Here is an 18,914-nt window from a genome sequence, read left to right as displayed (position 1 = left end):
CGATCACCACGGAGAAGAATCCGCCGACTGGGCGCACCGGCGCGAGTCCGCTGACCATTCCCGCGGCGATCGTGACTCCGCCCAGCGCCGCGGACGGCCAGCGGCGCCCGGCGGGGTAGACGATCCAGACGGCCAGCAGCAGCACGAGCCCGGTCGCGATCGCGAAGCCGCTGAAGACGGCCATGCCCACGAGCGCCGAGTGGTCCGGCGAGAACGTGATCATGACCGCCGCGAGGGCGGCGAACGCGGCGCGCGCGAGCTGCACGTGGCGCACGTCGAACGTGCGGGCAGAAGAAGCTGAGGTCACGGCGGATTCCTGGCGGAGCGGGAGGGACCCCACCAGTCTAGTTCGGCGGGCTGGGAGCGTCCGCCGGGTCTCGGCGGTCGGCCGGCCCGGCGGCCAGGCGCGGTGCCGCGGACCGGCCCGCCCTGCCAGGGCGCATAACTCCTGCAGATCGAGGGTGCGGGCCGAGGCGCTCCGCGCGGATCCGGGGCGCAGGGCGAAGCGCCGACCCGAAGTGCAGGAGTTATGCGCCGGTCGCGCCGCCCGCCCCGCACGGGGGTGGGCTACCGGGAGGGCGACGGCAGGCGTATCTTCCGCGTGGGACGCGCCTCTCTCACTCGGGGACGATGCCGACCACGGAGGCCGGCGCTGGTCCGTCGACGACGGCCGCCCCGGAGAGGCCATCATGACCACGTTCCTGTCTCTGAGCTTCACATCCGCCGGCGCCGTCTCCGCCGGACCCTCGGCACCCGAGGTGCGACCGAGCGGCGTCCCGGTGACCGCGCTCGCATCGCCCGTGCAGCCACCGGGCTTCGACGCTCCGATGACGCACGCGTGGGCCCCGAGCGGCGATGACGGAATCGCGATGACGGTGGATGCCCCGTTCTTCGGGGAGTTCGCGCTGGAGCTGGTGGCGATCGGCGTCGATGCGAGCACGGCCCTGGGGCTGCAGGGCCCCGGTTCACCGGCCGCGTTGTCGCTCGCGCCGTCGGGCGCCGGCGGGGGACTGGTGCTGAGCGCCGTCGTGCCTACCTCGAGCGGTGCCGTTGCCCTGTCGGCGCCGGTGATGCCGCCCCCGCCCGGTGAGGTCTGCGTGCTCGCCGTGTGGGGCGCCGGATCCGAGGTCGTGCTCGTGTGGGGAGGGATGCCGGTCGCCCGGCGTCGCTTCACCGGATCGCTGAGCGATCCGGCTGGTGATGTCGTCGTCGGCGGGGGCACCGTGTCGGGGTCGGCCATGATCGCCGGCATGCGCCTGAGGGACAGCCTCACGGCCGAGGAGGACGCCGCGTTCGCCGCCGCCGGCGCGCAGGGGATGGGCGAGATCGACTCGCTCGTGCTCTCCGGCGCCGAGGGCTATCTCGGAGCGCCCACCGCGGAGGAGACGGTTTCGGGCGGGCTGCGCTGGCGGCCCTTCGAGAACGGCGTCGTGTACTGGTCGGCCGCCACGGGCGCGCACGCCGTGAAGGGCGAGTTCCTGACGGCGCACAACAACCGCGGCGGGGCCGCGGGTCGTCTCGGCCTCCCGACGACGGCCGAGATGGGACTCGCGCAGCTGGCGGCGCTCCTGCGGCTGCGGCGCGCGAAGGGCTTCCGCGGCATCCGGGTCTCCGACGTGATCGTCAGTGCTGCAGACATCTCCGCCGACGACCTCGTGATCGAGGCGCGGCAGGCGCCGACGAAGCCGACCGGACCGGGGCCGCGCGCCAGGAAGTCCTGGGACGCGTTCCGCCGCCGCGACGAGCTCGACCTCGGCGTGCTCGCCGGCACGGACGCCGGCCGGGTGGTCTCGGTCGCCGGATCACCCTCGGACGTCGGCGCGATCGTGCGCGCCGCTGCCGAGCTGCGCGTGGTGGGCCTCTCGCCCGAGGTCGAGGGCTCGCGCTCACCGCTGCGGGCGCTGCTGGAAGCGCCGGCCGCCGAGACGGCCGCGCTGAATGCGCAGCTCGAGGCGGTGTACGCGCGGTCGTTCATCGAGTCCGCGACCGGGTCCGTGCTCGGGCGGGACGGGGTCGAGGGAGTGTTCGTGAACCGACTTCGCCGCGGCGGCGAGGACGGCCCCCTCCGCTGGCGTCGCCGTCGCGGCGGTGAGGAACCGGAGCCTCGAGCGGATGCCACGGCCGACCTCACCGCCGGCATGGCCGATCGCGTCCACACCTCGGTGAGGGAAGGGCTCGCGCAGGGCACGATGAGCGTGCTCGAGGCCAGTGTGCTGGCCCCCGCGGCGTACCTCGCGGTTCCGGCGTTCGGCGAGGTCCTGCGCCCCGGTGTGGAGACGGATGCCGCACCGTTGACGGACACACCGCCCGACTTCCTCGCCATCGTGGAGGAGTCGAGCCGGCTCGGCGTCGAGGTCAAAGTGATCTCCGAGGGGCGCAAGTACGCGATCCGGGGGCCGCGAGCGCAGCTCTTCCAGAACGGCCTGCTCCTGCACACCGGCAGCGGCGGCATCATCGAGCTGTACGACGAGATCCTCGCCCACTGGCTCCTGCTCGGTGCGGCAGACGGGTTCCTCGGCCTCCCCCGCTACAGCCAGATCTCGATCGTCGACGGCGCGTACGCCGAGTTCGCAGGTGGGCGCATCTACTGGTCAGCCGCCACCGGGGCGCACGAGGTCCACGGCGCCATCCTCGACCGCGTGCTGGGCAGTCGCCCCGTCGGGGCGTCGCCGTGGGGCTTTCCGACCAGCGATGAGTCGGACGTCGAGGGCCACCCCGGCGCGCGCGTGTCGTTCTTCCAGTACGGCGCCGTCTACTGGCGGGCCGACATCGGAGCGGTCGCGATCTCGCAGGACTTCCTCACCCACTGGATGGCGGGCGGCGGCATCGGACGCTACGGGATGCCGACGAGCGACGTGCAGAAAGGCGGCAGCCGAGGGCTGGAATGGCAGCCCTTCACCGCGGCGGTCCTGGGCCGCACGCCCCAGACCGGAGTGTTCGAGCAGTTCCAGGCATCCATCACCCGCGTGACGGCGCAGAACATCGACGACGGCGTGGAGTTCACCCCGCTTCCGCGCAGCGACACCACCGCCGAGCTGTTCGTGAAGGGCTGGATCTGGGTGGACGGCGTGGAGATGCTGCACCGCGAGAGCCCGCGCGCGACCACCGCGGTCGACGTGAACTGGGTCACCGCGCCGTTCCCGCTGCGACCCGACACGACGGTCCGGGTCCGCATCGAGGCCTACGACTACGACAGCGTCAGCAGGAACGACCACCTGGCCACGCTCGACCGCACGTGGTCGTACGGCGACGGCTTCTGGGGCTTCGCCGACACGTTCGGTCCGCATCTCGAGGAGGGCCCGACCGAGTGGACGCCGAGCAACGCCGACCAGGGCGACGTGAAGTTCTCGTACGCCATCTCACTGCCCGGCGGCGTGGACCCGCAGCGCACGCGTGAGCAGCACTTCTGGCGCTTCCAGAACACCGGTCGCGACCACCTGCCGTGGACCATGTACAAGGAGACGTTCGTCGACATCGACGGCGACGACGTGAACTACTTCACCGATCCGTTCGACAGCTGGTACTACGACGCCGAATACGAGGACGTCGCCGACGGCGGCAACTGCTTCGGCTACACCGTGTCGGCGCAGCGGGCGTTCCATGGTCTCGGGCAGATTCCGCAGCCTCTGTCGCTGCAGACGAGCGACCAGCGCGACGACGCCGTGTGGCGAGTGATCAACCGCGGCCAGGGCACGCAGAAGGCCGCGAGCGTCGTCCTGTGGAAGATCGGCGCCAAGCTCTCGGCCGATTACTGCGACCCGCGCCAGGTGTGGTCCCGGATCAAGACGAGCACCGACCGCGGCTTCCCCGTCATCCTCTCGTTCCGCAAGAAGGATGCCGGTCACGCGGTGCTCGTGTACCACTGCGACGAGCAGCCCGACGGCGTCAAGCGCATGTACCTCGCCGACTCGAACGTGCCGTGGTCGGCGGGCCGGACGGCGAACACCGACTCCATGATCGAGGTGCGCCCCGACGGCTCGTACGCCATCACGCCCGGGTACGACGACTGGGAGGGCGGCCCGTGGGAGCGCGGCTCCCTCGGCGAGCGCTACATGATGGACATCCCGGAGCACACGGTCCTCTCGCCGCTGCGCACGCCGAACTGGGACATGGTGACGCAGTTGGCCTGTCTGGTGGGCGGGATCCTGACGAGCGACGGAGCCGCCATCTCGCAGGTCGAGAGCGGCGGACGCAAGCTGGTCGGCGATCAGCGGCGCCAGCTCCTCGACGAGTGGCGAGGTCAGGCGGTGCTCAGCGCCGCGGCTGCCGCCGCGGGCATCGCAGAGCGCAGGGAGCCGGATGCCGCGGCCGCCGAGAGCCCATGGCTCGGCGCACTGCGCGGCCAGGAGCGACTTGCCGCTTCCGCGTCCCTGCTGAGCGGCCTGAGCGCCGGACAGCCGGTGGACATCGACCAGGCCAGCGTGGCACTGCGGGCCGCTTCGGTCCTGCCCGGCTGGACGGCCGCGAAGGAATCGTGGGGGCCGATCTCGTTCGAGTCGGGAGCGTGGGCGGATCAGCTCGAGAGCGACATCCGGCTGCGGCCCGCCATCGATCTCGACACGGTCATCACCCTGGGCGCCCTGCCGCGCGCAGCCTTCATCCACGCGGACGACGACCGGACGGGAGGACCGGACGTCGTGGCGTTCCGAGGACCCGTCCCCGACGATCTGCGCGTCACGCTGCGCGGACGCGGCGGACAGTACCGCCACGCGGTCGCCGCGCGCGGCGGGCTCATCCGGATCGCGTCGGCGCTCGCCTCCGGATCGATCGACACCGTCTCGGCCACCCGGATGGCGGGCGAACGCCCGTCGCTGAGCATGACGACCTCCGGCACCGAGAAGACCGTGTCGGCTTCCCTCTCGGTCGCGTCGGGGGTGGGCGCCCTCGGCTGGACGCTCGCGCTCGGCGTCGCGTCGGGAGTGGAGGCGGAAGTGCGCTGGATGCCGGGGCGCCCGGGGATCGCGGTGCGCCACGGGGCCGCCGTCGGCGAGGGCGAGTTCCGCTGGAGCACCAGCTCCGAGGCGGTCTACGCGGCCCCGTCGGCGCAGGCCGGCGAAACCGTGCGGATCGTCCCGGCCGACGCGGCCTCGCCCCTCGGAGCGATGCGCCTGCAACGAGAGTCGGTGCTGGGCGACCTGATCGCGACGGAGGTCATCGACCCCCGCTGACGTCGGATGCTCAGCCGAGTGAGTCGAGGAGGTCGACGAGCAGCTCGTAGGTCGTGAGCGGGCTGATGATCGCGAACCGCAGCACCGGCTCGCCGGCGTGGGAGCTGGGCACGACGAAGGCGCGCTGCTCCTCGAGCAGCCGGTCCGACCACGCCTGGTAGTCGGCGGCGGTCCATCCCTCGCGGCGGAAGACCACCACCGACAGCTGCGGCTCCCGCACCAGGGTCACACCGTCGCGTCGGGCGATCTCGTCGCCGATGCGGCGGGCCAGGTCGATCCCGTAGGCGATCGTCGCGCGGTACTGCTCGGTGCCGTGGGTCGCGAGCGAGAACCACAGCGGCAGTCCGCGAGAACGTCGCGTGAGCTGCACGGCGAGGTCGGACGGGTTCCAGTCCGGCGAATCCGTGAGCGTGTCGAGGTACTCGGCCTTCTGCGTGTGCGCCTGCAGGGCGAGGGAGGGCTCCCGGTAGATGAGGGCGCACGCGTCGAACGGCGCGAACAGCCACTTGTGCGGATCCACGATGACCGAGTCCGCGTGCTCGACACCGGCGAACACCGGACGCATCTCGGGCACGAGCATCGCGGCGAGGCCGTAGGCGCCGTCGACGTGCAGCCACACCCCCCGGTCCTTCGTCGCGGCCGCGACGCCGGCGATGTCGTCCACGATGCCGAAGTTGGTGGTGCCGCCGGTGGCGACCACCGCGAACACCGCGTCGCCGTGCTCGTCGAGCGCGCGGGCGACGGCGTCGCCGTGCAGGCGCCCCTCGGCGTCCGGGGCGGCGGTGACCACGTCCACGTCCATCACGGCAGCGGCGGATGCGATCGACGAGTGCGCCTCGGCGCTGCACACGACCGCCCACCGCGCCGGGTCGGGACGGCCGGACTCGCGGTTGCGCCGGCGCGCGGCATCCCGTGCCGTCACGAGCGCCGAGAGGTTGCCGATCGTGCCGCCCTGGACGAACACGCCGCCGGCCGTCGCGGGCAGTCCGAACTCGCGCGCGAGCCAGTGCAGCACCTCGTTCTCGGCGAAGACGGCGCCGGCGCCCTCCATCCACGAGCCGCCGTAGATCGCGGATGCCGAGACCACGACGTCGAACGCGAGTGACGCCTTGCTCGGCGCCGACGGGATGAAGGAGAGGTACCCGGGGTGGTCGGTCGAGATGCAGGCCGGCGCGAGCACGTTCTCGAACAGCGCGATCGCGCGGCGCGCGCCGATGCCGCCTTCGGTGATCGAGCCCGACGCCAGCCGCGAGAGGTCGGACGGGCTCATCGGCTTGTCGAGCGGGATGTCCTCGTACAGGGCGCGGCGTCGCGCGTATTCGAGGACGTCCTCGACGGTGTGACGGGTGTCCGCCGAGATGGCGTGCATCTGGTCGGGCTGCGAGGTCATGAGTGCTCCACGGGTCGGGTCGACACCTCACGGTAGGCCGCGCGGGCAGGGACGACAAGCCGAGCGGATGCCGCACCCCGGCCGCGCCCGCCGCGCCGCCGGCCCTCCGAGCCGACGAAGCCGCGCGGGGCGCGCCACGTAGGATAGGGGGATGCCCTCCCCGGTCGATCGGCTCTTCCGTCGCGCGCGGTTCTTCGTGCGCCGCGTGGTCTCCTTCGACTTCCAGCGGGTGAGGCAGTTCGCGGCGCAGTCGGCCAAGCTCTCCCGCGCGCCGCGGTGGTGGGTCATGCTCGACATGGCGTGGTGCGCCGTGCGCTACGAGACGACGTTCGAGAACTACTCGGAGTGGGACTTCCGCATCCTGAAGGCCCGCGAGCGCAAGACCTACATGACCGACCCGCGCTCCTTCCACCTGTCGCGGCGGCTCAACGACGACAGCCAGCGCGGCATCTTCGACGACAAGCTCCAGTTCGCGAGCCGCTTCGACGACGAGCTCGGCCGCGAGTGGGTCGACGTGTCCGAGGTCGACGCCGCCGCTGTCGGCGACTTCCTCTCCCGCCACGACCGCGTCATCACGAAGAACCCGCGCGGCGTCGGCGGCAACGGCATCACGGTGCGCGAGACGGCCGAGATCTCCGACCCGGCCGCTCTGCGCGACGAGCTCCTCGCCTCGGGTGAGACGCTCATCGAGGAGCTCCTCGTGCAGCATCCCGACATGGCCCGCCTCTATCCGGGGAGCGTCAACTCGCTGCGGGTCGTCACCTACCTCGACCCCGACGGGGAGGTGCACGTGCTGGCCTCGGTGCTCAAGATCGGCAACGGCGGCGTCATCGACAACTTCTCCAGCGGCGGCATGTACACGATGCTCGGCGACGACGGCCGCGCCCTTCACGCCGCCGCCGACGAGGAGGCCCACGCCTACGCGACGCATCCGATCACCGGCGTCGAGATCACGGGCTTCCAGGTGCCGCTCTACGACGAGGTGCTCGCGCTCGTCGACCGCCTCGCCCGCCGCGTGCCGGCCCTTCCCTACATCGGGTGGGACATCGCCATCACCCCGGAGCGCCCGGTCGTCATCGAGGGCAACCACAACACCGGCGTCTTCCAGTCCAAGCCCACGGTGTCGGGCATCCGCCGGGGCCTGCTCCCGCGCTATCGTGCCGCGATGCGGTTCTGACCGCCTGCAGGAAGGTTCCCGACATGAGTCAACGCCGCGCCAAGCTGGGGTATCTCCTCAATCGCGCCCGCCGGCTGCGCCCGGGAAACCTGGTCGAGTTCGCCTCCCAGGTTCAGCGGGTGTCGAAGGCCCCGAAGTTCGTCATCATCGCCGACATGCTGTGGTGCTCGGTGCGCTACGACATGGGCTTCCGCGATTACGCGGTGTGGGACATCCGCCTCCTCAACGCGCGTGAGCGCAGGACCTGGATGACCCACCCCAAGTCGAACAGCATCACGAAGCTCTACAACGACCCCGCCGCGTACCGCCGGTTCGAGGACAAGGTCAGCTTCTACGGCGAGTTCGCCGACGTCATCCACCGTGAGTGGATCGACGCGCGCACGGCCACCGACGACGAGGTCGCCGCGTTCGTGGCGAAGCACGGGCGCGTCATCGCCAAGCCCGCGGCATCCGAGGGCGGATCGGGCATCTCGGTGTACGCGGCGAGCGAGGCGACGGATGCCGCGGCCTTCCGCGCGCGTCTCATCGCCGCCGATCAGACGCTCGTCGAAGAGCTGCTGGTGCAGCACGAGGCGATGTCGTCGCTGTACCCCGACAGCGTGAACACGCTCCGGATGATCACGTACTACGACCCCGACGCCGACACCATGCACCTGCTGGCCGCCGTGCTGCGCATCGGCAACGGCGCCTCGATCGACAACTTCGCGTCGGGAGGGATGTTCACGCTGCTCGACGAGCACGGTGTGGCTCTCTACCCCGGCGTCGACAAGAACAGCAACGTGTACGCGACGCACCCGAAAACCGGCACGCCCATCGTCGGCTTCGCCGTCCCGAAGTACGACGAGGTGCTCGTGCTCCTCGAAGACGTGGCGCGCCGCATCCCCGAGATCCGCTACGTCGGCTGGGACATCGCCGTCACGCCAGACGGCCCGGCCGTCATCGAGGGCAACCACAACTCGAGCGTGTTCCAGCCCAAGCCCTCGGCGTCGGGCGTGCGCACCGGCCTGCTCCCCGTCTACAAGGCCGCGATCGGCTTCTGACCCGGGACTTCAGGACCGGAACTGCGCCGAGCCGAGGACGCGCTCGACGGTGAGCTCGAGCACGACGCGCTCGGGGTTCACGCGCGGCTGCCGGTAGCGGGCCGCATAGAGCGCGACCGCGTGGGCGACGGCATCCGGATCGTCCGTCACCGTGACGGGGCCCTCGAAGCTGATCCAGCGCGCGCGGTCCACCGAGCACACGGTCGCGCGCCCGCTGCGCCGGGCGTTGAGGAACTTCTGCGAGCCCCCGGTGCCTATCACGCGCACGATGCCGCCCTCGACGGTGAAGCCCACCGGCACGGCGTGGATGCGCCCACCGCGACCGAGCGTGGACAGGGTGGCCAGGTGGTACTCGGCGAGGAACTCCAGCGCGGCGTCGGTCAGCACCACACCAGCCTGTCAGACCCCATCGCCGCGCTGTCGCGGAGTGGATGCCGCGTCCGGCGCGATCGGTCAGGATCGGAGAAGCGGGAGCCCGGGGGCGCGCGTAGCGTGACGAGCACGGGTCGAGAGTCGACCGGGGATTCGTGAAGGAGCAGATCGATGGCCGAGAAGACCGCATCCGAGGGACTGTCCGCCGATGAGCGTGCCGCCGTCAAGGAGCGTGCCAAGGAGCTGCGAGCGCAGGAGAAGGCCGGGAAGAGCCGCGAAGCCGGGCTGAAGTCGGTGCTCGACGCGATCGCGCAGCTCGAGCCGGAGGACAAGCCGCTGGCCGAGGGCCTGCACAAGGTCGTCTCCGAGGTCGCGCCCGATCTCGTGCCCAAGACCTATTACGGCATGCCCGGCTATGCCAACGCGGAGGGGAAGATCGTCGTCTTCCTCCAGCCGGCGAAGAAGTTCAAGACGCGCTACGCGACCATCGGCTTCGAGGACCGCGCGAACCTCGACGACGGCGACTTCTGGCCGATCGGGTTCGCAGTCCGCGCCTGGACGCCGGGCGTCGAGAAGAGGGTCACCGAGCTCGTGCGCTCCGCCGTCTCCTGACCGGCGCGAGAGCGCGCGGACGACCGCGACGAAGCGGATACGGCAGCCGTTCTCGCGCTCTCGAGCACGTCGGCGGGGGGAGAGGTTACGCCCCTGATCCGGGGTTTGCAAGCACCTCCGCTGTGCGGATGCCGCCGCCTAACGTCGTGGCATGAGCAACCAGCAGCCTCCGACCGGCGGGGTCGCCGATCCGCACGACCCCCGGGCCGTGAATCGCGACACCGACGGCGACGGCGTGGCCGACACCCGCGTCTACGACCGCGGCGACGCACCAACGGTGGCGTCTGCTCGCCCCGTGGACACCGATGGCGACGGTGTGGCCGACGCCCGTGCCTACGACAGCAGTCGTCCGGTCGATGGCGCCGCCGCGAGCCCCGTGGATCGTGACGCCGACGGCGTGCGCGACACCTCGCTCCGCAGGGAAGTGCTCGAGCGGGAGCAGGAGCGCTTCGGCGGCATCAAGTTCGGGTCCGCTTTCTTCGGGTGGCTGACCGCCATGGGGGCCGCCGTGCTCCTGACGGCACTGGTCGCCGCGTTCGGCGCTGCGGTGGGGCTCGTGAGCCCCGACACCGTCGAGGATGCCGCGCAGGCTGCGGAGCAGAACATGGGCGCGGCGACGATCATCGGCGCGATCTCGCTCGTGGTGGTGCTGTTCGTGTCCTACTTCGCCGGCGGCTATGTCGCCGGGCGGATGGCGCGGTTCAGCGGGGCCAAGCAGGGGCTGGCGGTGTGGCTCTGGGCGATCCTCGTGGCCGTCATCGTCGCGATCGTCAGCGCGCTCGCCGGCGCCCAGTGGGACATCCTCGCCGCCCTCGACGGCTTCCCGCGGATCCCGCTGACGCCCGAGACCGCGACGGCCACTGGCATCCTGACCGCCATCGGCGCCGCCGTGGTGACGCTCGCCGGCGCTGTGCTGGGCGGCATGACGGGCATGCGCTACCACCGCCGGGTCGACCGCGTCGGCCTCGGCCAGTGACCACCGGACCACGAGTCCACGGAGAGAAAGGGGATCGCCATGGGAATGGGCGACGACATCAAGCACAACATGGAAGACATGAAGGGCAAGGCCAAGGAGACCGTCGGTGACGCGACGGACAACGAGCGCCTCGAGGCCGAGGGTCGGGCCGACCAGACGAAGGCCAACCTCAAGAAGGCCGGCGACGACGTCAAGGACGCCTTCTCCAGCTGAGCCCCTGACGAGTTCGATGCCCCCGGTCGCTTGCCGACCGGGGGCATCGGCGTGTCAGGCGCCTGCGGGAGCGGATGCCGCGACCTCGGGCTCCCACCGGAGCAGGTCGCCGGGCTGGCACTCGAGCGCCTCGCACAGCGCGTCCAGCGTCGAGAAGCGCACCGCCTTCGCCCGGCCGTTCTTGAGCACCGCGAGGTTCGCCGGGGTGATGCCGACCCGCTCGGCCAGCGTGCCGACGGCCATCTTGCGGCGCGCGAGCATGACGTCGACGTCGATGACGATGGGCATCACACGACCTCGTCCAGCTCCGCGCGGAGCGCCGTCGCCTCGCGTTCGCGCGCGATGGCCTGCCGCAGCAGAGCCTTCATCACCACGACCAGGAGGGCCATCCCGGCGAGCACCAGCCCGGCGCCGCACACGAGTCCGACGACCCCGGGGGCGGCTTCGCCCTGAGCCAGCAGCACGCCCATCCCGAAGGCGAGCACGGCGGCGGCGCTGATCGCGCCGACGATCACGTCGACGTAGCGGAAGGACGACTCGGAGAACACCGAGCCGCGCCGCACCCTGGTGAGCAGCATCCACACGCAGACGGCGAACACCTGCATCGCGACGACGCCGAGCGCGACGATCGACACCACCGTGATGCGCGTTGCCGGCGATGCATCCACCAGGTCGTTCCAGATTGCCGGGACGATCATCACCTGCACGACCACCGACCCGGCCAGGGCGAGCGCGATCACGATGCGCAACGCGAGGATGGTCACGTTCCCCATGCCAGCCACCTTTCTCGAAGAACGATGTGAATCTATCGTTATTCGATGGCTAACACAAGGCTATCGATAGATCGGCGCCCCGACTGCGGCTGGTTCGCCGGCGCACGCGCGGCGCAGACCGGCACGGGCGCGCCGCCGCAGCGCCGAGACAGCGTTCGGCGACACTCCCATCACGGTGGCCACCTCCCGCGGCTTCATCCCCTCGACCTCCAGGCTCCACAGGAGACTCTGCCACCGCGGCGGCAGCGTGCGCAGCGCGTCGATGACCAGGGTGCGCCGGGCGAACGCGTCTCCGATGTCCTCTGCCCCCGGGTCGGCCACGTCCTCGATCTCCTCGAGCTGCACGTCGCGGGGACGACCTCCCCACGAGGCGGCGGTGTTGCGGATCGCGGTGAACATGTACGGGCGGAACGGGCCGCGCGGACCACGTCCCGAGCGCAGGGCGCTGAGGATCGCCGCGAACGTCTCCGAGACCAGGTCGTCGGGATCGAGGCGCGGGCTGATCGCACGCGCCGCCGTCCGTGCCGAGGCCACGTGCCGTTCCCACAGCGCGGCGAATGCGCTCGTGTCGCCACCGCGGACGCGGTCGATCAAGACGTCGTCGGACGCCGTCGTGGGCGCGACGAGACGCCCATGATGAGATGCCATCAGTTCTCCCCCTGAGTGCCGGAACCTCCCCCGGCGTGAGCGGGGCGTTCGGCCGCACCGCGTCTGAGGAGAGACCCTCCCACGGGAGCGCTCTCAGGGCACGAGAGCAGCGGTGTTTCCGCCCGTGAACCGCCCCTGCCTCACCCCGGCCTCACCCTCATCTCACCCCGGGGCGGCGCGCCGCGTTGCGGATACGGAGCGGCGCTGATTGTCTCTCGGTCAATGGACCGCTCGCCCCCGGACCACTCACCTGACGACGGCGTCGCCGCGCGTCTCACCGACGCGCTGGCGCGGGACGACACTGCGACGGCGGCGCTGATCGTCCGGGATCACATGTACGAGATCTGGAGCGAACGCGCCGAGCTGCTCGGGATGGCTCTGATGCGGTTCACCGAAGCCGACTACGCCGCTCATCCCGCGTTGGCGCTGGCGCGCGATTCGGCGGGCCTGCAGGCGAGCGACGGCACCTCCCCCCACCGCCTCGACATCGAGGCGGTCCTTCCGACGCTGACCTATGCCCAGCAGACCCAGGTCATCTACCTGGAGATGTCGCTCGCGCGCTACCGACGCGAAGCCGAGCACTCGCTCGCCATGGGGGCCGAGCTGCGACGCCGGCTGGTGCGCACCACGCGAGCGCTGCACGCCCCTCGGCCGTTCGACCCCGAGCCGGTCTGGATCAACCAGCTGGCACTCACCGAGACGCTGTTCGGGGACACGTCGACTGCCATCGCCGACCTGCGTGAGGCCGACCGGCTGAGTACAGCCGACGACCGCGACTCGATCCGTGCCGACAACCACGCGAAGCTGGCGGTGCTTCTCGCGCTGCGCGGGAACATCGCCGAAGCCCGGACCGCGTTGACTCGCGGCCGGCCGCTGGCGTCGTGGCAGCCGGCGCCTCATGAGTTCACCGCACGCATCGCGGAGACCGCCGCTGCCCTCATCGCCACGGAGTCCATGTCCCCGGACGCCGAGGAGATCCTCGCCGCCGCCGACCGCCCCGTGAACGAGGCGGCCGACGAGCTGTGGCCCGTGCTCCTCCTGGCCCGCGGTCGGCACGCGCTGGCGCACCAGGGTGCCGCGGGCGTGCTCGAACTCACGGCGACCGCCGCTGCCGCAGGCCCGTTCCCCGAAGGCGGCCTCACCCAGGATGTCATCGCGTCGCTCACCGGGAGCGCACTGGTCGAGCTCGGAGATCTCACGCGTGCGCAAGAGGCGCTCTCGGGAGAGCGACCGGGCTGGCTCGTCCGGGTGGCGCGGCTGCGGCTGCTGATCGCCCGGGGCGCACACCGGCAGTTCCAGACCGACGCACGCCGGCTCCTCACCGCGCCTCGCGCGCCGCTCGCTCAGCGCGCCGAGACGACGCTGCTCAGCGCGTGGGCGGACCTGCTGCACCGGGGCGGCGCCGACCCCGGTTCGGCGATGCAGATCGCCGACGTCGCGCGCGACGGCCTCATCCGACCGCTCACCACGGTTCCCCGCGACGTGCTGACGGCGTTGGCCGAGACGCTGCCCTCCACGCGGCGGGAAGGGTTCGAGGCTGCGTTCGCGTCGCTTCCCGGGCACTCTCCCGCGACGGCGCTCGCACCGCTCACCGAGCGCGAGCTGGGCGTGCTGCGCGCTTTGGCGGAGGAGTCCAGCATCACCGAGCTCGGCAGGCAGCTCTTCCTGTCGCCGAACACGGTGAAGACCCACCTGCGCGCGGTGTACCGGAAGCTCGGCGTCCGCTCGCGCGACGAGGCCCTCGATGAGGCCGCGCGGCTCGGCATCCTCCCCTCGCCCTGAAGGCGGCCCCCTCGGACTCGCTCGCCGTCACCACACCTGCCGGCGGGGTGAATCGTCGTCCGCGCGCGTCATGTTCGCCTCTCCGGCGTGTCCCCTCGGTGACTCTCAGGAGAGGAACGACGTGAATCAGACGGACATCGCACCACCGATGCTCGACCGCTCGACGCCGCCCGTGTGCGAGCTCCCGACGACACCGCCGTCGATCCGGGTTCGCCCCGAGGTCGCGACGGACTGGCTCCTGCGGGCCTGCCTGCCCGAGCTCCTCAGGCATTGCGACCACGACCGCGTCGCCGACGCGCTTGCCGATCTTCCCCCGCTCGGGTCGCCGTTCGACATCCGCGACCGCTACGCCACCTCGCGGACCGCGACTTCGCTGCGCGCGGTTCGCGCGGAGCTCATTGACGAGATCCGGGCGGAGCGGCGCTGGGCGGCGAAGCTCGGCGCGACGAATGACGCGTTCGGCGGGGCGGCCGCCATGCGCGCGACGCTGTTCCCGCACATCGACGAGATCACCGGCTACGTCAGGTCGGTCGCGGTGACCCATGACCTCGGCGACCTGCTGCATGCGTGCGTCCGGCTCGCGATCGAGTTGATCGTGACCCGTCACGACAACGACCACGCCGGGCACCGGGATGCGTCGCTCGAGCCGGTCGAGTCGGGCTACCGATCGCTCCTGGCCGAGCTCGTCGCACGGGGGACGCGAACTCCGCTGACTCAGATCGCGCGCGCCGCCGCGATGGCGTGAGCCCACGGGCTCGGCACGCTGCTACGAGAAGTCGCCGCCGGGGGCCATGTCGGTGAAGCGGGAGAAGTGGCCCTGGAAGGCGACCGTGATGGTGTCGGTGGGGCCGTTTCGGTGCTTGGCGACGATCAGGTCGGCCTCGCCCGCCCGGGGGCTGTCCTTCTCGTAGGCGGCCTCGCGGTGGAGCAGCACCACCATGTCGGCGTCCTGCTCGATCGAGCCCGACTCACGCAGGTCGGAGAGGGCGGGCTTCTTGTCGGCGCGCTGCTCGGGACCACGGTTCAGCTGCGACAGCGCGATCACCGGGCACTGCAGCTCCTTCGCGAGGAGCTTCAGCGCACGGGAGAACTCCGAGACCTCCTGCTGACGCGACTCGACGCGCTTGCCCGATGTCATCAGCTGCAGGTAGTCGATGACCACCATCTTGAGACCGGCCTTCTGCTTCAGCCGGCGGCACTTCGCCCGGATCTCGACGAGCGTCATGTTCGGGCTGTCGTCGATGTAGAGCGGCGCGTCGTTGATGCGCCCGCGCGTGGCGGCGATCGTCGTCCAGTCCCGCGAATCGAGCGTGCCCTTGCGCATCGCCTGGAGTGGGATCGACCCCTCCGCGCTCATGAGGCGCATGGCTATCTCGCTGCGACCCATCTCGAGCGAGAAGAAGATCGTCGGCATGTCGTGCTTGATCGCCGCGGCGCGGGCGAAGTCGAGCGCGAGCGTCGACTTACCCATCGCGGGTCGCGCGGCGATGATGATCATCTGACCCGGGTGCAGTCCGTTGGTGAGCTGGTCGAGCCCGGAGAAGCCGGTCGGGATGCCGGTCATCTGGCCGTCGCGACCGCGGGCGGCCTCGATCTCCTCCACCGCGGCATCCACCGCGATCGTCAGCGGCACGTAGTCCTCGGCCGCCTCTGCGCCGGTGACCGAGTAGATCTCGGCCTGCGCGTTGTTGACGAGGTCGAGCGCCTCACCCTGGCCCGAGTAGCCCATCTGCACGATGCGGGTGCCGGCATCCACCAGGCGGCGCAGCAGGGCGCGCTCCGACACGATCGACGCGTAGTACCCCGCGTTGGCCGCTGTCGGCACGATCGAGGTGAGGGTGTGCAGGTAATCGGCACCGCCGGCGCGCTGCAGCTCACCGGTCTTGATGAGCTCGTCGGTGACCGCGACGACATCGGTCGGCTCGCCGTGCGAGTAGAGGGTGAGGATCGCCTCGAAGATCAGCTCGTGCTTCGGGATGTAGAAGTCCACGCCGCGGAGCGTCTCGATGACGTCGGCGACGGCATCCTTCGACAGCAGCATGCCTCCCAGAGCGCTCTGCTCAGCCAGGAGGTCGTGCGGGGGAGTGCGCTCGAACTCGCGCGGCCCGCCCATGCGCTCTTCGGAGATGTCGGCGATCGACATAGGTGCAGGATCCTCCGCATCGTCGGGCTTCGTCGCGGCGGCGCGCCGTGACGTACTGATGGGCACACAGGGACGTGGGCGGATGCCTCGGCACGCCGCCCCTGAGCTGGCCCGATCCGACTGGCACCTTCGTCGTCGACGACCGGTGCGCTTCCCCCGAAGGGCCGGACCCCACGTTAGGCAGGGCCTCTGACAGTCGCAACGTGGCCTGTGGATAACTGTGTGGAAAGTATGCGTGAAACGCCGGGAGAGCTGTGAACAACACCTGTGGAGAACTCGGGGGTCGCACTCGAACCTGTCCATCGAAATGCCGTCTGACCTGGGATTGCGCAATCCACATCCTGTGGAGGACGATGTGATTGAAGTATCCGTTGAAGGTTGGGTTCACCTCCGCCGCCTGTGCACAATCCGGCCCGCGCGCGAGAGCGCTATCCGAGTTGCGAAGAATTTTGCGGACCCCTGGACAGCACGGGACATGAGGTCTACTCTGTCAAGTCCAGGCACCCTCAGCGCGTTCCGTTCGGATCGCGTGGCGTTACTCGTCGTGGGAGGTGAACGTGGATATCGCAATCTCGCAGTCGCTGCCGAGAATCGTGCGACTGGCTCTGCTCGGGGCCGCGACCGCGTTCGCCTGGATCGTCTTCACGCTGCTCCTCGGCCTCGGAACGGGGCAGGCGCACGCAGATGACGGCGACGAGGGCCTGTTGGGTGCCGTCACTTCCGTCGTCGACGAGACCGCCTCGTCCGTCACCGGCACGGTGAGCTCCGTGACGAGTGGCGCGACGAAGGTCGTGAACACGGTTGTCGCGGTCGCGCCCGCGCCCGTGCAGGGGCCGGTGCGCGAGGTGGTGGCCGCCGTCGGAGACGTGGTCACGACGACCACCGCGCCCGTGACGGACGTCGTTTCGGGCGGTGTCGTCGAAGACGTCGCCGGCCCGGTCGCCGACGTCGTGACACAGGTTCCCGTGGTCGGGGACGTCGCCGAGGCCATCGGCCTGGACGACGCGGTCGAGGACCTCGCCGGCACCGTCGACGACACGCTCGGCGAGCTCACCGCGGCCGTCGCAGACACCGGCACAGGGATCGGACTCCCGCCGATCGGCGCGGGACCGGGTCTCCCCGGGCTGCCCGGGTCGCCGATCACGTCGCTTCCCGTCGAGGGCCGCCTGCTGCCCGCCCTCGACGTGGTCCTTCCCGCTGCCGCGCGCGTCTACGGCGCCGCGGTGGCGGGTGCGGCAGCATCCGCTCTGTCGGCCTTCCTGACCGCCTACGAGCACCCTGCGACGGTAGCCGTCGCCGCAGCGCCCGCAGCCGACACGCGCGCGCCCCTGTCTCCGGCGGGAGGACTCTGCCCGCCGTCGTCATCCTCCTCGGGACCCGGTGGTGCGGGTTCCGGCGCCTGGGCGGTCGTCGCCCTCGGTCCACTCGTCGCTCTCCGTGCCTGGGTGCGTCGTGCCGGACCGGAGGACGAGCGTGCGCCGGCGGCGCCTGCAGGCCTCACCGACGTCTCCCCCGACTGATCCGCTCGCTGCCGCCTCTCGAAGGCGGCCGAGCTTCGGCGCGCTCTCCCGTGCCGTGACATCCATCAGTCGAATCAAAGGGGAACATCATGCGTACTTTCATCAAGCGCGCCCTGCTGGGCACGCTCCTCGCCGGCGGCATCACGCTGCTCGGCGCGACGGTCGCCAACGCGGCCGAGACGAACGGGGACGACGGGCTGCTCTCGGGCACCCAGGCCGCCCTCGACGTCACTCTCCCGGTGACCATCAGCGGCACCTCGCTGTCAGTCATCGGTGACTCCAGCAGCGAGCAGGCCGCCACTGCCGCTCCGGCGCCGGCTCCGGCCCCCGCCGCTTCCACCGACGGATCGGACGGCGCGGCATCGGGCACGCAGGCCCTCGTGACGGTGGCCGCTCCGGTGACCGTCTCGGGCAACTCCGTGTCGGTCGTGGGCGACAGTGCTTCATCGGATGCCGCGACCACGGCCCCGTCGTCACCCAGTGGTTCGTCCGGCTCGGCGTCGACCTCCGGCTCCGACGGGCTGCTCTCGGGCACCCAGGGCCTCGTCTCGGTGAACGTCCCGGTCACGGTGAGCGGCAACGCCATCTCGGTCGCCGGCGACAGCGAGAGCTCCGACGCGCAGACCGCGTCGGGCTCGAGCGGTGCGGGCACGGCGCCCGCGGCCGAGACCGACGGCAGTGACTCCGTCGCCGGGGGGACGCAGGTCGTCGCTCCCGTCACGGCTCCCGTCACCGTCTCGGGCAACGCGATCTCAGTGCTCGGCGACAGCAGCAGCGAGGGCGCCACGACCGGGACCGGCAGCACCGGCACCGGCACGGCCCCTGAGGGCTGGACGGACGGCTCCGACGGCGTCCTCGGCGGCACCCAGGTGATCGCACCGGTGACCGCACCCATCACCGCGGGCGGCAACGCCGTCTCGGTCATCGGGGACAGCTCGAGCGCGGGCACGTCCAGCACCGGCACCAGCGGTGGCGGCTCCGGCACCGACGCGCAGACCGGCGGCGAGGACTCGATCGGCGGCGGCACCCAGGTGATCGCACCGGTGACCGCACCCGTCACCGCGGGTGGCAACGCCGTCTCGGTCATCGGGGACTCGTCC

Annotated in this window: 16 protein-coding genes and 1 pseudogene; 10 read left to right on the top strand and 7 right to left on the bottom strand. The window is 71.1% G+C overall.

Annotation, left to right across the window (positions count from 1 at the left end; genetic code table 11):
• Positions 1-307 (bottom strand): annotated as a pseudogene (locus tag ACE3O1_RS09560) (acyl-CoA synthetase); the annotation flags it as partial.
• A gap of 382 nt (positions 308-689) precedes the next feature.
• On the opposite strand from ACE3O1_RS09560, the gene ACE3O1_RS09555 reads away from it, so the two are divergent.
• Positions 690-5,168: a hypothetical protein gene (locus ACE3O1_RS09555; protein ID WP_374314788.1), complete on the top strand. Its 4,479-nt coding sequence runs from the start codon at positions 690-692 to the stop codon at positions 5,166-5,168.
• Between the two features lie 10 nt (positions 5,169-5,178).
• On the opposite strand, the gene ACE3O1_RS09550 is transcribed toward ACE3O1_RS09555, so the two are convergent.
• Positions 5,179-6,558 (bottom strand): aspartate aminotransferase family protein, encoded by a 1,380-nt coding sequence (locus ACE3O1_RS09550; protein WP_374314787.1) that lies wholly within the window; start codon positions 6,556-6,558, stop codon positions 5,179-5,181.
• 151 nt (positions 6,559-6,709) lie between these two features.
• On the opposite strand from ACE3O1_RS09550, the gene ACE3O1_RS09545 reads away from it, so the two are divergent.
• Both ACE3O1_RS09545 and ACE3O1_RS09540 read left to right on the top strand, forming a co-directional pair.
• The gene (locus tag ACE3O1_RS09545) at positions 6,710-7,735 is read left to right on the top strand and encodes a sugar-transfer associated ATP-grasp domain-containing protein (protein WP_374314786.1); all 1,026 of its coding nucleotides are present in this window, start codon (positions 6,710-6,712) and stop codon (positions 7,733-7,735) included.
• A 23-nt stretch (positions 7,736-7,758) separates the two neighbouring features.
• Entirely contained in the window at positions 7,759-8,775 is a 1,017-nt protein-coding gene (locus ACE3O1_RS09540) for a sugar-transfer associated ATP-grasp domain-containing protein (protein ID WP_374314785.1), read from the top strand.
• A 9-nt stretch (positions 8,776-8,784) separates the two neighbouring features.
• Here the strand turns inward: ACE3O1_RS09540 and ACE3O1_RS09535 are convergent, their stop codons facing one another.
• Complete coding sequence (locus ACE3O1_RS09535) at positions 8,785-9,162, bottom strand: PPOX class F420-dependent oxidoreductase (RefSeq protein WP_374314783.1); 378 nt, start codon at positions 9,160-9,162, stop codon at positions 8,785-8,787.
• A gap of 156 nt (positions 9,163-9,318) precedes the next feature.
• On the opposite strand from ACE3O1_RS09535, the gene ACE3O1_RS09530 reads away from it, so the two are divergent.
• From ACE3O1_RS09530 to ACE3O1_RS09520, 3 genes are all read left to right on the top strand, one after another.
• A complete protein-coding gene (locus ACE3O1_RS09530; protein WP_374314782.1) occupies positions 9,319-9,759 on the top strand; it encodes an iron chaperone in 441 nt (146 codons plus the stop codon).
• Between the two features lie 151 nt (positions 9,760-9,910).
• The gene (locus ACE3O1_RS09525) at positions 9,911-10,735 is read left to right on the top strand and encodes a hypothetical protein (protein WP_374314781.1); all 825 of its coding nucleotides are present in this window, start codon (positions 9,911-9,913) and stop codon (positions 10,733-10,735) included.
• 39 nt (positions 10,736-10,774) lie between these two features.
• Positions 10,775-10,948, top strand: a complete 174-nt coding sequence (locus tag ACE3O1_RS09520) for a CsbD family protein (protein ID WP_374314780.1) — start codon at positions 10,775-10,777, stop codon at positions 10,946-10,948.
• Between the two features lie 54 nt (positions 10,949-11,002).
• Here ACE3O1_RS09520 and ACE3O1_RS09515 read toward each other — a convergent pair whose 3' ends face one another.
• Genes ACE3O1_RS09515 through ACE3O1_RS09505 form a run of 3 tightly spaced genes read right to left on the bottom strand, consistent with a single transcriptional unit; the run spans position 11,003 to position 12,369 of the window.
• The gene (locus ACE3O1_RS09515; protein WP_374314779.1) at positions 11,003-11,236 is read right to left on the bottom strand and encodes a helix-turn-helix domain-containing protein; all 234 of its coding nucleotides are present in this window, start codon (positions 11,234-11,236) and stop codon (positions 11,003-11,005) included.
• Positions 11,236-11,721 (bottom strand): DUF2975 domain-containing protein, encoded by a 486-nt coding sequence (locus ACE3O1_RS09510; RefSeq protein ID WP_374314778.1) that lies wholly within the window; start codon positions 11,719-11,721, stop codon positions 11,236-11,238. The genes ACE3O1_RS09515 and ACE3O1_RS09510 overlap by 1 nt, the downstream gene beginning before the upstream one ends.
• 60 nt (positions 11,722-11,781) lie before the next feature.
• Positions 11,782-12,369 carry an RNA polymerase sigma factor gene (locus ACE3O1_RS09505; protein WP_374314777.1) on the bottom strand — a complete coding sequence of 196 codons (588 nt, stop codon included), beginning with the start codon at positions 12,367-12,369 and terminating at the stop codon, positions 11,782-11,784.
• Between the two features lie 222 nt (positions 12,370-12,591).
• Between ACE3O1_RS09505 and ACE3O1_RS09500 the strand changes: the two genes are divergently transcribed.
• Entirely contained in the window at positions 12,592-14,151 is a 1,560-nt protein-coding gene (locus tag ACE3O1_RS09500) for a LuxR C-terminal-related transcriptional regulator (protein ID WP_374314776.1), read from the top strand.
• 121 nt (positions 14,152-14,272) lie between these two features.
• The gene (locus ACE3O1_RS09495; protein ID WP_374314775.1) at positions 14,273-14,896 is read left to right on the top strand and encodes a hypothetical protein; all 624 of its coding nucleotides are present in this window, start codon (positions 14,273-14,275) and stop codon (positions 14,894-14,896) included.
• 21 nt (positions 14,897-14,917) lie between these two features.
• Here ACE3O1_RS09495 and dnaB read toward each other — a convergent pair whose 3' ends face one another.
• Positions 14,918-16,294, bottom strand: coding sequence for a replicative DNA helicase (dnaB, locus tag ACE3O1_RS09490; RefSeq protein ID WP_374314774.1), 1,377 nt, complete (start codon positions 16,292-16,294; stop codon positions 14,918-14,920).
• 557 nt (positions 16,295-16,851) lie between these two features.
• Between dnaB and ACE3O1_RS09485 the strand changes: the two genes are divergently transcribed.
• A complete protein-coding gene (locus tag ACE3O1_RS09485; RefSeq protein WP_374314773.1) occupies positions 16,852-17,814 on the top strand; it encodes a hypothetical protein in 963 nt (320 codons plus the stop codon).
• An 89-nt stretch (positions 17,815-17,903) separates the two neighbouring features.
• Positions 17,904-18,914, top strand: a 1,011-nt coding sequence (locus ACE3O1_RS09480; RefSeq protein WP_374314771.1) for a chaplin family protein, incomplete at its 3' end; no start/stop codon positions are given.

The sequence above is a fragment of the Microbacterium sp. genome, from assembly GCF_041909575.1.
Taxonomy (GTDB): domain Bacteria; phylum Actinomycetota; class Actinomycetes; order Actinomycetales; family Microbacteriaceae; genus Microbacterium.
Note: the sequence above shows the minus strand (reverse complement) of the source record. Positions and strands in the feature narration are given on the sequence as shown.

Excerpts from the sequence above, each read along its gene's own strand:
- ACE3O1_RS09555 (WP_374314788.1), top strand. The coding sequence starts at position 690 with ATGACCACGTTCCTGTCTCTGAGCTTCACATCCGCCGGCGCCGTCTCC.
- ACE3O1_RS09550 (WP_374314787.1), bottom strand. The coding sequence starts at position 6,558 with ATGACCTCGCAGCCCGACCAGATGCACGCCATCTCGGCGGACACCCGT.
- ACE3O1_RS09545 (WP_374314786.1), top strand. The coding sequence starts at position 6,710 with ATGCCCTCCCCGGTCGATCGGCTCTTCCGTCGCGCGCGGTTCTTCGTG.
- ACE3O1_RS09540 (WP_374314785.1), top strand. The coding sequence starts at position 7,759 with ATGAGTCAACGCCGCGCCAAGCTGGGGTATCTCCTCAATCGCGCCCGC.
- ACE3O1_RS09530 (WP_374314782.1), top strand. The coding sequence starts at position 9,319 with ATGGCCGAGAAGACCGCATCCGAGGGACTGTCCGCCGATGAGCGTGCC.
- ACE3O1_RS09525 (WP_374314781.1), top strand. The coding sequence starts at position 9,911 with ATGAGCAACCAGCAGCCTCCGACCGGCGGGGTCGCCGATCCGCACGAC.
- ACE3O1_RS09520 (WP_374314780.1), top strand. The coding sequence starts at position 10,775 with ATGGGAATGGGCGACGACATCAAGCACAACATGGAAGACATGAAGGGC.
- ACE3O1_RS09515 (WP_374314779.1), bottom strand. The coding sequence starts at position 11,236 with ATGCCCATCGTCATCGACGTCGACGTCATGCTCGCGCGCCGCAAGATG.
- ACE3O1_RS09510 (WP_374314778.1), bottom strand. The coding sequence starts at position 11,721 with ATGGGGAACGTGACCATCCTCGCGTTGCGCATCGTGATCGCGCTCGCC.
- ACE3O1_RS09505 (WP_374314777.1), bottom strand. The coding sequence starts at position 12,369 with ATGGCATCTCATCATGGGCGTCTCGTCGCGCCCACGACGGCGTCCGAC.
- ACE3O1_RS09500 (WP_374314776.1), top strand. The coding sequence starts at position 12,592 with ATGGACCGCTCGCCCCCGGACCACTCACCTGACGACGGCGTCGCCGCG.
- dnaB (WP_374314774.1), bottom strand. The coding sequence starts at position 16,294 with ATGTCGATCGCCGACATCTCCGAAGAGCGCATGGGCGGGCCGCGCGAG.